13 protein-coding genes are annotated in these 12,367 nt (G+C 45.4%); 3 read left to right on the forward strand and 10 right to left on the reverse strand.

Annotation, left to right across the window (positions count from 1 at the left end):
• Positions 1–32: 32 nt before the first annotated feature.
• Together CWI78_RS02645 and CWI78_RS02650 are read right to left on the reverse strand one after the other, a co-directional pair.
• Positions 33–1,334 (reverse strand): amidohydrolase family protein, encoded by a 1,302-nt coding sequence (locus tag CWI78_RS02645; RefSeq protein WP_126779994.1) that lies wholly within the window; start codon positions 1,332–1,334, stop codon positions 33–35.
• A complete protein-coding gene (locus tag CWI78_RS02650) occupies positions 1,334–4,414 on the reverse strand; it encodes an amidohydrolase family protein (RefSeq protein ID WP_126779996.1) in 3,081 nt (1,026 codons plus the stop codon). The genes CWI78_RS02645 and CWI78_RS02650 overlap by 1 nt, the downstream gene beginning before the upstream one ends.
• A 143-nt stretch (positions 4,415–4,557) precedes the next feature.
• On the opposite strand from CWI78_RS02650, the gene CWI78_RS02655 reads away from it, so the two are divergent.
• Positions 4,558–5,022: a c-type cytochrome gene (locus CWI78_RS02655; RefSeq protein WP_126779998.1), complete on the forward strand. Its 465-nt coding sequence runs from the start codon at positions 4,558–4,560 to the stop codon at positions 5,020–5,022.
• On the opposite strand, the gene CWI78_RS02660 is transcribed toward CWI78_RS02655, so the two are convergent.
• Positions 5,023–5,667 (reverse strand): cytochrome b/b6 domain-containing protein, encoded by a 645-nt coding sequence (locus tag CWI78_RS02660; RefSeq protein ID WP_126780000.1) that lies wholly within the window; start codon positions 5,665–5,667, stop codon positions 5,023–5,025.
• A 78-nt stretch (positions 5,668–5,745) separates the two neighbouring features.
• Here CWI78_RS02660 and CWI78_RS02665 point away from each other — a divergent pair, with 78 nt between their 5' ends.
• Positions 5,746–6,102 carry a response regulator gene (locus tag CWI78_RS02665; RefSeq protein WP_126780001.1) on the forward strand — a complete coding sequence of 119 codons (357 nt, stop codon included), beginning with the start codon at positions 5,746–5,748 and terminating at the stop codon, positions 6,100–6,102.
• A gap of 19 nt (positions 6,103–6,121) precedes the next feature.
• Here CWI78_RS02665 and tyrA read toward each other — a convergent pair whose 3' ends face one another.
• From tyrA to ffh, 7 genes are all read right to left on the reverse strand, one after another.
• Positions 6,122–7,264, reverse strand: a complete 1,143-nt coding sequence (gene tyrA / locus CWI78_RS02670) for a bifunctional chorismate mutase/prephenate dehydrogenase (RefSeq protein WP_126780003.1) — start codon at positions 7,262–7,264, stop codon at positions 6,122–6,124.
• Positions 7,265–7,270: 6 nt separating this feature from the next.
• Positions 7,271–7,879 carry a DNA-J related domain-containing protein gene (locus CWI78_RS02675; protein ID WP_126780005.1) on the reverse strand — a complete coding sequence of 203 codons (609 nt, stop codon included), beginning with the start codon at positions 7,877–7,879 and terminating at the stop codon, positions 7,271–7,273.
• Between the two features lie 72 nt (positions 7,880–7,951).
• On the reverse strand, positions 7,952–8,311 hold the full coding sequence (rplS, locus tag CWI78_RS02680; RefSeq protein ID WP_054488388.1) for a 50S ribosomal protein L19: 360 nt from the start codon (positions 8,309–8,311) through the stop codon (positions 7,952–7,954).
• Between the two features lie 32 nt (positions 8,312–8,343).
• On the reverse strand, positions 8,344–9,090 hold the full coding sequence (gene trmD / locus CWI78_RS02685) for a tRNA (guanosine(37)-N1)-methyltransferase TrmD (RefSeq protein WP_126780319.1): 747 nt from the start codon (positions 9,088–9,090) through the stop codon (positions 8,344–8,346).
• A gap of 11 nt (positions 9,091–9,101) precedes the next feature.
• Complete coding sequence (rimM, locus tag CWI78_RS02690) at positions 9,102–9,626, reverse strand: ribosome maturation factor RimM (protein WP_126780007.1); 525 nt, start codon at positions 9,624–9,626, stop codon at positions 9,102–9,104.
• A gap of 28 nt (positions 9,627–9,654) precedes the next feature.
• Positions 9,655–9,903 carry a 30S ribosomal protein S16 gene (gene rpsP / locus CWI78_RS02695; RefSeq protein ID WP_011234962.1) on the reverse strand — a complete coding sequence of 83 codons (249 nt, stop codon included), beginning with the start codon at positions 9,901–9,903 and terminating at the stop codon, positions 9,655–9,657.
• A 119-nt stretch (positions 9,904–10,022) separates the two neighbouring features.
• A complete protein-coding gene (gene ffh / locus CWI78_RS02700; protein WP_126780009.1) occupies positions 10,023–11,387 on the reverse strand; it encodes a signal recognition particle protein in 1,365 nt (454 codons plus the stop codon).
• 158 nt (positions 11,388–11,545) lie between these two features.
• Between ffh and CWI78_RS02705 the strand changes: the two genes are divergently transcribed.
• Complete coding sequence (locus tag CWI78_RS02705; RefSeq protein WP_126780321.1) at positions 11,546–12,340, forward strand: cytochrome C assembly family protein; 795 nt, start codon at positions 11,546–11,548, stop codon at positions 12,338–12,340.
• The last annotated feature ends 27 nt before the right edge of the window (positions 12,341–12,367 follow it).

The raw sequence follows: 12,367 nt of genomic DNA on the forward strand, positions 1-12,367 counted from the left end.
GCTTTCTTCTTTTAGTCTTAGCCGAAAAGCATCTATTCAGAAGGCTTCTGACGATACTTCTCGTAGAGTTCGGTATGACGGCTGCTTAAAGTCACTTTACGCCCGTCGATATAAAGGTGCGTTAACTTCTGACCTATCGGGTCCAGTAAATCACCTTTTGATACGCTAAGTGACGCGCTTTTACCTACTTCCAGTGACCCCAACGTATCAGCCACACCCATAATTTCTGCTGGCTTTAAAGTAATTGCCGCGAGTGCTTGTTGTTGATCCAGACCAAAAGCAACCGCATTACCAGCGGCAAACGGCAGGTTACGCACGTCCCAGTATCCTGGGTAAGAAATAGCAAAGTTAACTCCCGCCTCTGCAAGACGAGCAGGTGAAGAGAAGTCCTGATCATAGCCTTCATCGTCTCTTGCCGGCAGTCCATAAGGCGACCCAAAGACAACCGCTATATTCAATTCCGCTAATTTGTCGGCAATACGCCACGCATCTCTTGCGCCCATTAACACCAGTTCAAACCCATACTCCTGGCTGGTATTAATAGCCTGTTCTAGTTGGCGTTTGTCATCAGCATGTACATACAGCTTTTTGCTGCCATCAAACAAGCCGGTCATTGCTTCCCAGCGCTGATCTAAATCAATGGCCCGATCCGCCTGTTTCGCATCATAATAAGCTTTTGCATCAGCAAAAACCTTCATCAGCTGTTGACGGGCTTCTTCGTTTGCCTTGCGTTGTTCTTCTGCCGAACGACGTTCCCACCAAGTATTCACAACGTAAGTGCGAGGCCATGAAACATGAACCCCCATTTCAGCCGAAACCAATGCGTCCTGATAGTTCCAGCCATCTAAGTGCATTAATGATGATTGACCTGCAACCAACGACCCCTCAGGAGCAACCTGAGCGTGGGTAATGCCGTGATAACGTATCGTTGGGATAATCTCCGAATCTGCGTTAAAAGCAATGTGTGCCGCAACTTCCGGATGAACATCCCCCACTTCACGGGCATCCCGCGTGGCACGTACCGCTGCAATTTCATTCAGACCAATCGTTGTATCCATGGCAATAACGCCGGGATACACGTGCTGACCTGAAATATCTATCACCTCAGCTCCATCCGGAATACTGACATCGCTCCCGATAGCGGTAATTTTGCCATTTTCGAAAACCAAGTCAGAGTCAGTTAATACACCGTTAGCTACGGTGTGCAAGGTTCCGCCCTGAAGTACAATAGGGTTGTCTTGTTTATCGCCCGGAACTTCGTCGTGTGCTACTGCACTATTGAATGCCAATGCACTCACTAAAGCAGCACTAACGGTTGTAAGTAATTTATTCATTAGTGTTGTCCTCCGTGCTGATGCCCTTTACCGGTGAAGTGATCCAACCAAAAGTCATGCTCAGTATCACAGTGCCAGGTTGGCTGATCGGATTTATAACCATCTTTATCACCTAGTTTGGCATCATCACCTGCCGCTAAAACTTTCTGGATAAGTGCGTTTTTCTCTTTCTTAACTGCCTGTTGACGTTGCTTATCCAATTCGCGGTCAAAGAATTTACGACCATTGATCCAGGTTTGCTCTGCACGCGCATAAGCGCTCAAAGGATAGTGACTCCACAAAACGAAATCGGCGTGTTTACCTTCTTCAATCGATCCCACATAGCTATCCACTTTCAATTGCTTAGCCGGATTAATCGTTATCATCTTCAACGCTTCATGTGGCTCCATACCACAATAACGCACTGATTTAGCAGCTTCAGTATTTAAACGACGTTGTAAATCATTACTGTCCGAATTAATACTGGTTAATACACCTCGGTCATTCATTAAGCAGGCGTTGTGTGGAATAGCGTCGTACACTTCAAACTTATACGCCCACCAATCCGCAAAGGTTGAACCACTGGCTCCGTGCTCAGCCATTTCGTCCGCTACTTTGTAACCTTCCAGAATGTGAGTAAACGTGTCCAGCACAAAACCAAAATCTTCTGCAACTTCCATTAACATCAATATTTCTGATGCAACATAAGAGTGTGCATGAACAAAGCGTTCACTGTTTAAAATCTCCAGTAAGGTTTCCAGACGGTAATCTGGACGTGGTGCCGCAACTTTACTCCGCTCTGAACGACTCATGCGCTCATAAGACTGTTTCCGCTGCTGATACTCAAGTGCAGCCTGAAAGCCGTCACGCATAATAGTTTCAACGCCTAAGCGAGTTTGCGGGTAACGAACCGTCATGTTGTCACCCCAGTTGCTCTGCTTAACGTTTTCGCCCAAGGCGAACTTAATCGACTCTGGCGCCGCATCAAACTTCATAATATTGGCATCAGTTCCCCAACGCAGCTTGATCACTTGCGCCTGTCCGCCAATCGGGTTCGCTGAACCGTGAAGCAATTGCGCCATAGTCGTACCGCCAGCCAGAGAACGGTAAATATGAATATCATCGGGGTTAACCACGTCACCAATTTGAACTTCTGATGTAATAGCTTCTGAGCCCTCGTTAACACCGCCTTCAATAGCAATATGCGAGTGTTCATCGATGATACCCGGCGTCAAATGCATTCCGGCACCGTCAATTTCAGTCACACCAGAAGGTGCCGACAAGTTTTCGCCAATTGCGGCGAATTCACCATTTCGAACCAATACATCCGTTTCTTTCAGAATGCCTTCGTCACCTGCCGTCCAGACAGTGGCATTGCGAATAAGAACATCTTGTCGTTCAGGCAGACCCTCCAGACCATAAGCAACATTAGGGAAAGTCAATTCACTAACGTATTCAACCTGATCAGCTTCTTCTGTTGCGTCCGTTTCGTTCTCAGCTGCATCCATCTGTGCCTGCAAGGACACTTCGTCACCTTCCGGAGAAACTGCAGTTACCGCAAAGGCTCCCTGTGCTTCAGGCTCCAGTTTAAAACGCCAGCTACCGGCAGGCTCCAGTTCTAAATCGGCAACAAACGATAAGGATTCTGTGCTTGATTGTACGTTTCGTAAAGCGCTGGTTTGCTCTCCTACTTTAACGTCCCCGGATAACAGAGCTCCGGGCTTGATCGCAATTTCTACTTCACGGTCATTCCAGTCGATACGGTAGTTACCAACAAAATCGACTTTATCGCGGGATACCAGTTCTTTTTCTTCACCCTGTAGCCAGACAGACTGAATGGTGCCATCCGCGAACAAATCGCCTTTTACCATCACAAAATCAGCCATATAGCCCTGGGCTAGCTTTCCAGCTTTATCTTCTATTCCGGCTATTTTCGCCGGTGTTGTGGTTAATGCCGCAAGGGCTTGTTCTTCACTCAAACCGTGCTTAACCGCTTTGCGTAAATTAGGCCAAAAACTGTCTGACTTTTCTAAATCATGCAGAGTCAGCGCAAAATTAACGCCGGCTTCAGCTAACATAGCGGGGTTAGCCGGAGCACGCTCCCAATGCCGTAATTTGGCTAAATCAACATCCAGATGACCGTCAACACCAGCAACATCCGGTGCGGCCGGGAAGTTCAATGGAAGAATTAAATCACTTTCAGCATTCTTAACCGCGTCTAAGCGTGCGTACTCATAACCTGAACCGACGTATACTGAAGGAACGTTAAATTGATCAAAAACATCATCGGCGCGCAATAGTGACTTTTCATCACTCACCTTAAAAACAATTCCCTGGTTCTCAATCGTGGTCAGCGAATCAAGCGCCGCGTTAAATTCTACCGGCTGGTTATGCGACTGTTTACCGTAAGATGTCTCATACCAGTTAGCATCAGATAAGGTTTGTCGTACCAAGGCTATACTTCCCATCAAAGACGACGGGTATTGCTGCTGGGACGAACCTTTATCAAAAGAACCAAAATGTTTCGCTTCACTTTGGTAAATAACATCATTTGGTATTTTGTCAGCTAATGAAACGGTAACGGCCTGGCCCTGAAAAATACCATCTAAGTTAGCTGACTGTACGCTGGTAAAACCCTGAGAGACCCACTTGTTGGCATCTTCTGAATTGGTTTTAAATTCATTGAACCAGCGCTTTTGCGAATGAATGGCGTCGTTTGCCGCGTTGCCACCCTCACGCTCATTATTATAGATGGGGGTGTCCGAGCGTTCTTGCTCCGCACTGGCTTTAATCCCATAGCTACTGTAAGGGTCAATAAACCCTGGATAGATCGTATAACCCGTTCCATCAATAACCCTGGCCCCTGACGGCGCCCGGTTATTACGTTCAATAGACTGAACGGTGCCATTTTCAATAACCAGAGTCGCATTACTAATCGACTTTCCTGGTTCAGTAATAATTGTCGCATTTTGAATTGCTGTCAGACTTGGTGTGTTATCTCTCATCCCGTTGGTACGGGAAGTCTGATCAGCAGCAACCGAAGCGGTCAGTATCGACGTAACAGCTAACGTCAATGCACTGAGCTGATGCACTTTTTTCATGAATTGTTCCCCATTGTGACTTATTTTTTTAGTCTGGTTATCCCATATGACAACTTACTTTGTTATATATAGGAGTGACAAGCATTAACCGACAGATCGTGTATTATTAACGATTAGTGCATTCAATAAACGGAGTCTTTTCAATGAAAAAACAACTATTAACAACAGCTTTAGCTGGCTTGATAGGCCTTTCATTCAACGTCAGCGCCGATGAAACTGCTTTTAATGATGCCGATAAAGCCGTCGAATACCGCCAAAAAGCCTTGTCAGTGATGAAAGAAAACTTTTCTGCTATGGCAGCTATGGTCAAAGGCGAAGTTGAATACAACGCTGATTTTTTCCAACGGCGTGCAGGCGATTTCGAAAAAATGTCAGGAATTCCGTGGTCTGGCTTTGCTGTTGAAGGTGCAATGCCTGGCAATAACTCTGACGCTTTGACCGCAATCTGGGACAACTGGGAAGATTTTCAGCAGCGTGCTAATGATTTACAAGAGTACGCTGCCAAGCTTGCAGAGGTGAGTCAGCAAGGTTCTCTTGACTCCATAAAACCCGTTTTTATGGACACCGCAGAAACCTGCAAAGGCTGCCACGACGAATATAAAGATTAATTAAAGCAGTAACATTAAAATTAACCATACGGCAATCGCCAAAATAAGTCCCTGCCAGCCGGGCTTTAAATTTGGTGTTTGCTGGCTGGTTATTCTGTAGCCGTGCACCATCGAAGCAATAAGGGGTGTTCCTCTTACACGATAAAAAAGCACGGCCAATATATGCACGGCAACAACGATTAATATCACGTCAAATTGGCTTTTATGCCAGCTGGTTACTGCTTTCTGCCCGTCAGATGATAACCAGCTGGATAATGGCCCTGAAAATAGAATACCATCGGTTGAAAATAGGCCGGTCAATACTTGGCTTATTAATATTCCGAGCATCACAATGACCGCCCAGCCGCCGGCCGCGCTGTGGGTATTTTCTGCTTGGTATTTTCCTTTATAAACCGTGCACAAGTGCTTTAAAATCGTGGAAGGTGACCTTAAGAAAGTCCGAAACCTTGCGTTTTCACTACCAAAGATACCCCAGCCTATCCTGACAATAAGCAGAGCTAACAACGCAATTCCAATATCCTTGTGAAGCTCCATACGGCCGTTTTCGGCAGTCCACCAAAGCCCTCCCAGGAAGATAATGAGTAAACCATGAAACACACGAATAAAGCTATCCCAAACTTTTATAGAATTTCCTTTCTGATTCATATTGTTAGCTCCAAATTACTGGGAATATAAAAAGCTAAGTGCTAGGGTATAATTAATTCTGTTTAATGGGTAGTGACTATGCGTAAAGTACTTATTGCTGACGATGATTTTATCAGTCTTGAAGTGTTAAAAGCGATGCTTGCTAATTTTGACGTCGACATTTTAACCGCGATGACAGGCCAGGAAGCTCTGGCATTAGCAGAGCAACAGCCTGAGCTTATCTTTCTTGACTATGAAATGCCCGACATGTCTGGCGCAGAGGTTTGTCAGCAACTCAGACAAAACGATATACATAAAAGAACACCGATAATAGCCATCACCAGCCACCAGAGTGCCAGCGAAATGAGTGCGTGCCGTGAGGCAGGCATGAATGCCACGCTGCATAAGCCGGTTTCTCCGGAAGCACTCAGTGAATTAATGTCAGAATATCTATAAGCGCTATTCTTTTTCTTAACTACTGATGTCTGAATCTTTGGTCGTCTGCCAACTGCACCAAAGATTCACTCTCTTTCAAAAACTGACCAGAAAATTCACCAAAGTATTGGCTAGTTTCGTTAAAAAGCTGGATAAAGTCTGCTTTCTTGCCATTTTCTATATCATCAATAATGGAAGAGAATCGCTGCAAATAGCGCCTAATCGATGAAAATTGAGACTTATTTGCCGCTATAATATCAGCGTAAAGTTCTGCATTTTGCGCAAATAGGCGGCCAATCATCATCAATTCCATCCGGTAAATTGGAGAACTTAGCTCCAACAGCTCCTTAATATCGACCCGCTCACTAGCCAGATGAAAGCCGTAAGCAAAAGTACTTAGGTGCCGCATCGCCTGGATCCAACCCATAGCATCATCATGTTTATTAGCATCAACTTCGTGTAAATGCGCTCCCCAGTTAATAAACTGTTCCAACACCCACTGATATTGCTCCCGATCACGGCCATGTGTCATCACAACCAACTGCTTTGCGAGGTTTTGCACTGATGGACCAAACATTGGATGTAGACCAACCACCGGGCCACAGTGTTGCTGCAGCATTGCATCTAAAGGCGCTGCTTTAATACTAGTAACGTCTGCCAGTACACAATCTTTTGCTAAAGGTGGTAACCGCTTGATCAATTCTACTGTTTTATTAACTGGAACACTCATTAATACCAGCTGCGCTTGAGCTATTTCATTTTGAGTAGGCCAGTCATCGTCTTTATCTATTGTTACGACCAAATAGCCCGTTTGTCTTAGCTGACTGACTAAACGGGCCCCCAGAGCGCCCTTACCGCCGAAGACAAAAATCGGTCGCTCAAGCTGCGACGAAGTGGCCGCCGCCTGAGCGGTTTGAGTTCGATATGACTCGCGAATAATACGACGCACAACATCTTCAATTAACTCTTCCGACAACCCAGCATCTTTTGCTTTTTTTCTGCGCTCTATTATCAAAGAGCGCTCTCTCTCGGGAACGTAAAGAGGCTGTTTCAATGAACGTTTTACTTCACCCACTTCGGCAGTCAGCTTTGCCCGCCGGGCAATAATTTCAATAAGTTCATTATCAGCAGCATCAATCTCATCGCGTAATTCTGATAATCGTTTATTCGGGTTATCACTCATCGGTGGTTACTCTATTTCCTCTGTTATTACTTCAATAACGCGGTGGTAGGCTTTTTGAACTTTTTGCATTTTTGCCACGCTTCCGCCTTTATCAGGATGATACTTATGCACTAACTTACGATATTGCTTTTTTATAAAAGAGCGGGTTGCTGGTGGCTCAACCTCCATAAGTTGCCATGCCTCAGCGGCAGGCATGTCGTTTCCGGCTTTAGAGGAAGAATGGCCCATGCGATGCCAAAAATCATCCAGCATTGACTCAACATCGGCTTCCGATGTTGTGCTGAGTTGATTGAGATCTAAATAGTATTCCGCCAATGGATCATTTTCCGCAAGAGCCGACACACCACTGTGCCAAGGCTGGCGTTCAATATTCAGAGTGTGAATAAAAAGTTCATATTTCTGTTGCACCCGCCAGCGCTCACGTAGTTTGTACAAACAATGAAACAACAAAAAATGTGTTTGAAACAGCGTTAAAGGGTCACGCAGAGCTTCTTTGTCAAAAAACTCATAACGAGGTGACTGTAACGACTCTATTAACTGAAGTTCAGTCCAATGGTGCTGAGCTTCCAGGTTTTCAGCCAGAATTTGGGTGAGTATTTCAATATCTTCTTCCATTTTTAAAACACTAACAAAAAACCCAGCACAAGGCTGGGTTTTTCTTTGCTATTTCGTTTTTTTGCTAAAAGCTTAAGACAGCTTCTCGCGGATACGTGCAGACTTACCAGAACGCTCACGCAAGTAGTACAGTTTCGCGCGACGTACCGCACCACGACGTTTGACTTTGATGCTGTCAACTAATGGGCTGTGCGTTTGGAAAGTACGCTCTACACCTTCACCGTTCGATACTTTACGTACAGTGAACGCTGAATGCAGACCGCGATTACGAACACGGATAACAACACCTTCAAACGCCTGAAGACGTTCGCGGTTACCCTCTTTTACTTTTACATTTACAACAACAGTGTCACCTGGTGCAAACTCAGGTAAATCTTGTTTCATCTGCTCTTCTTCAAGAGCCTTAATGATGTTTTGGCTAACTTTTGCCATTTTCGTATCTCCTATCCTAGATAAACTGTACTTTATTCGCTGGATGATTGCTGCGCGATAAACTCGTTCAACAATGTTTCCTGCTCGTCAGTCAGAGCTAGGCTATGAATTAACTCTGGTCGTTGCAGCCAGGTTTTACCCAAAGACTGCTGTAAACGCCAGCGACGTATCTTTTCATGATCACCGCTTAATAAAACCGGCGGCACTTGCTGTTCATTATAAATTTCCGGTCGAGTATAGTGAGGGCAGTCCAGTAACCCGCTGGCAAAAGAGTCTTCTGCCGCTGAATCCTGGTGTCCCAACACCCCGGGAATTAATCGTGAAACCGCGTCAATAAGCACCATTGCCGGTAACTCACCACCGCTTAATACGTAATCCCCTATCGACCATTCTGCATCAACGTATTGCTTAATAACGCGTTCATCAATGCCTTCATAACGGCCAGCAATCAAAATCATTCGATCACTTGTGGAGAGCTGCTGCACTCCGCTGTGATCTAGTTTTTGCCCTTGTGGTGACAAATAAATAACAGGAGTATCCTCTCCCAGGTTTTGTTTTGCTGCGTTGATAGCATCCACAAGTGGTTGCACCATCATCAGCATACCCGGACCACCGCCATACGGCCTGTCATCAACAGTCCTGTGGCGATCATGAGTGAAATCACGAGGATTCCAGACACTCACTGTCAGCAAACCTTCCTTTATTGCTCTGCCGGTAACACCGTAATCGGTAACGGCCGCGAACATTTCAGGAAACAAACTGATGATGCCAACCTGCAAGGGTCTACCCATCAAAAGTCTGACGGCCACTCAACCTGAATACGTTTTTCTTCCTTATTAACCTCAGTGACATATTCACTTTGGATGAAAGGAATTAAACGTTCAGATTTTCCGAATCCGTCGTTGCTGTTTGCCTTTACGACCAACACATCGTTCGATGCAGTGGGCATAATCTGTTCAACCACACCCATATCATAGCCGTTGGTGTTTACTACACGCATACCAATAAGGTCGCGCCAGTAAAATTCATCGTCAGCTAATGTCGGTAACTCATCTGCAGTAATGCAAATATCCGCACCAGTAAGGCGTGCAGCCTCATCACGATCGGATATGCCTTCTAACCGGGCGATAAGTCCGTTGTTGTGGCGTCGCCACTCGACAACGTTCAGTTCTCGCTCAGTCTTTTGGCTGAGTAACCAAGGGCTGTATTCAAATATTGATTCTGGATCATCAGTAAATGACTGCACTTTCAACCAGCCTTTTACGCCATACACCGCACCAATGCGACCAACGACGATTTGTTCTGATTGCTGCATTAATTTACCTACCTGAATCTGTTAATGCTTACGCCGCAGCGCTTGCATCTTTAACTAATTTAGCAACACGATCAGATAACTGAGCGCCTTTGCTTACCCAGTGCTCAATGCGATCAACATCAACACGAAGTTTTTCTTCTTGACCACGAGCTACAGGGTTAAAAAATCCTACTTTCTCGATGAAACGACCGTCGCGAGCATTGCGACTGTCAGCAACTACCATTTGGTAGAAGGGGCGTTTTTTCGCGCCACCACGTTGTAAACGAATGGTTACCATTGCGTTCCTCAATATAACTGTTTTGTAAATGTAAAAAATAGCAAAGCCCTCCGACAGAGTCGGAAGGCTCGGCAATTCTACTGATTTTTACTGCAAATGCAAGCTTGACGCGCTTTTTCCTAACGTCCGGGGAACATTCCAGGTGGCATCTTTCCGCCCATGCCGCGCATCATTTTTTGCATGCCGCCACCTTTCATTTTTTTCATCATTTTTTGCATTTGAGTAAACTGTTTAAGCAACTTGTTCACGTCCTGCACCTGAGTACCAGAACCAGTCGCTATACGGCGCTTACGCGAGCCCTTTATTACGTCGGGACGTAGCCGTTCTTTAGGGGTCATGGAGTTGATAATGGCTTCCATACGTAAAGTCATTTTATCGTCCATTTGACCTTTCATCTGTTCAGTCATTTTACCCATGCCCGGCATTTTGGTCATTAATCCCATCATGCCGCCCATTTCCCGCATCTGAACTAATTGGTCACGAAAATCTTCCAGTGAAAACTGGCCTTTTTTCATGACTTTTTTAGCCACTTTCTCAGCTTTTTCTTTATCGACTTTTTGTTCAACTTCCTCAATCAGAGAAAGCATGTCACCCATGCCGAGAATTCGGGATGCTACACGGTCAGGGTGAAAAGGTTCCAGCGCATCGTTTTTCTCGCCAACACCAAGGAATTTAATGGGTTTACCGGTAATATGACGAATAGACAGAGCCGCACCACCGCGCGCATCACCGTCTGTTTTTGTCAGAATAACACCGGTTAGAGGCAGAGCTTCGCTGAATGCTTTAGCCGTATTCGCCGCATCCTGACCGGTCATAGCATCAACAACAAACAGGGTTTCAATCGGATTGATTGCCGAGTGCAGTTGCTGAATTTCCTGCATCATATCGTCGTCAATAGCCAGACGGCCCGCAGTATCCACCAACACGACGTCTACAAATTGCTTACGTGCCTGGGCAATGGCGGCATTAGCAATATCAACCGGCTTCTGCTCAGTGGTAGAAGGGAAGAACTCTACGCCGACCTGCTCAGCAAGGGTTTCCAACTGTTTAATTGCGGCCGGACGATACACATCGGCACTGACTACCATGACTTTTTTCTTCTGGCGTTCAGTTAAATATTTGGCCAGTTTACCCACACTGGTGGTTTTACCCGCACCTTGCAGGCCCGCCATGAGAATTACGGCCGGTGGCTGAGTATTTAGCTGCAACGGTGCATTGGCTTCACCCATTGCCGCTTCCAGCTCAGACTGAACAATTTTTACAAACACCTGACCCGGCGTAAGGCTTTTGTTCACTTCTGTACCAACAGCGCGCTCTTTCACTTTGCCGATAAAGTCTTTGACCACAGGCAAAGCAACATCAGCTTCGAGTAAAGCCATGCGAACTTCGCGTAATGTTTCTTTAATATTGTCTTCGGTCAGTCGGCCTCGGCCGCCAATAGAATGCAGCGTTTGCGACAAACGTTCCGATAAATTCTCAAACATGTCGATCGTCTCTTATATTGCGATTTCTGACGGAAATAGTAATGGGGGCAGTATATCTGATTTGCAAGAAAGTTTCGCCCCGTAAGTATTGGGTTTAACTGACTGACATCGTATACTCATGACTACGAACAACAGGAACCAGGGAATTCGAGCGCGTGATGCTCTCTTTATTGTTGCTAATCAGCTTATTGGGTTATAGCGCCAGCGCTTTTGTTATTCTGCAAAATATACTCAAAAACAAAGCGCTTCACCCGGCTTATCAAATTGTACCTGCCGCCTTGGCGGTCATCGCCCATGGTTGGCTTATCCTGCTACAACTTTCTTACGACGATTTCGATCACATTAATATCTCGTCAAGTTTGGCTATTGTCGCCTTTTTAATCGCTACTTTAACCTTACTAAAAAACAATCAGGCGAGTAATTTATTTCTGAAACCGGTTATTTATCTGTTTTCAGCCCTTACGACTGTGTTACTCGTTTTCACTCCGGTTGACTGGGGTGCCGACATCAGCACCGGTCACGGATTAGTCTTTCATATCACTTTGTCTTTGGTTGCCTACGGTATTTTGGCCTTAGCGACTCTCTATGCATTGCAAACCAGTTATTTAAATCGTGTCCTTAAGAATCGAAAAGGTCATATTCTGTTAAGCAAACTGCCGCCGTTAATGACCGTCGAAAAATATTTTTTTAATCTGCTCGCGCTTGGCACTGTTGTTCTGTTTCTCGCTCTTGGTACGGGGTTCATTTTTCTAGAGAACATGTTCGCTCAACAGCAGGCACACAAAACCATTCTAACCAGCATAGCGGCACTTCTTTATTTATTAGCGGTTGTTCTGCACCGAACATCTGGGTTGCGCGGACGTATTATTGTTGTACTTACCGTGTTAGCCAGCACCCTACTGACATTAGGTTATTTTGGCAGTCGGTTCGTGAAAGATTTTCTCTTATCTTGAATGAAACTTGACTTCATAGCTGAGAAC

This window comes from Idiomarina ramblicola (genome assembly GCF_003987255.1).
Taxonomy (GTDB): Bacteria; Pseudomonadota; Gammaproteobacteria; order Enterobacterales; family Alteromonadaceae; genus Idiomarina; species Idiomarina ramblicola.

What these genes read in the sequence shown, in the direction of transcription:
- CWI78_RS02645 (WP_126779994.1), bottom strand. Translation starts at nt 1,334, where the DNA reads ATGAATAAATTACTTACAACCGTTAGTGCTGCTTTAGTGAGTGCATTG.
- CWI78_RS02705 (WP_126780321.1), top strand. Translation starts at nt 11,546, where the DNA reads ATGCTCTCTTTATTGTTGCTAATCAGCTTATTGGGTTATAGCGCCAGC.
- CWI78_RS02675 (WP_126780005.1), bottom strand. Translation starts at nt 7,879, where the DNA reads ATGGAAGAAGATATTGAAATACTCACCCAAATTCTGGCTGAAAACCTG.
- rimM (WP_126780007.1), bottom strand. Translation starts at nt 9,626, where the DNA reads ATGCAGCAATCAGAACAAATCGTCGTTGGTCGCATTGGTGCGGTGTAT.
- CWI78_RS02650 (WP_126779996.1), bottom strand. Translation starts at nt 4,414, where the DNA reads ATGAAAAAAGTGCATCAGCTCAGTGCATTGACGTTAGCTGTTACGTCG.
- rplS (WP_054488388.1), bottom strand. Translation starts at nt 8,311, where the DNA reads ATGGCAAAAGTTAGCCAAAACATCATTAAGGCTCTTGAAGAAGAGCAG.
- tyrA (WP_126780003.1), bottom strand. Translation starts at nt 7,264, where the DNA reads ATGAGTGATAACCCGAATAAACGATTATCAGAATTACGCGATGAGATT.
- ffh (WP_126780009.1), bottom strand. Translation starts at nt 11,387, where the DNA reads ATGTTTGAGAATTTATCGGAACGTTTGTCGCAAACGCTGCATTCTATT.
- CWI78_RS02665 (WP_126780001.1), top strand. Translation starts at nt 5,746, where the DNA reads ATGCGTAAAGTACTTATTGCTGACGATGATTTTATCAGTCTTGAAGTG.
- CWI78_RS02655 (WP_126779998.1), top strand. Translation starts at nt 4,558, where the DNA reads ATGAAAAAACAACTATTAACAACAGCTTTAGCTGGCTTGATAGGCCTT.
- rpsP (WP_011234962.1), bottom strand. Translation starts at nt 9,903, where the DNA reads ATGGTAACCATTCGTTTACAACGTGGTGGCGCGAAAAAACGCCCCTTC.
- CWI78_RS02660 (WP_126780000.1), bottom strand. Translation starts at nt 5,667, where the DNA reads ATGAATCAGAAAGGAAATTCTATAAAAGTTTGGGATAGCTTTATTCGT.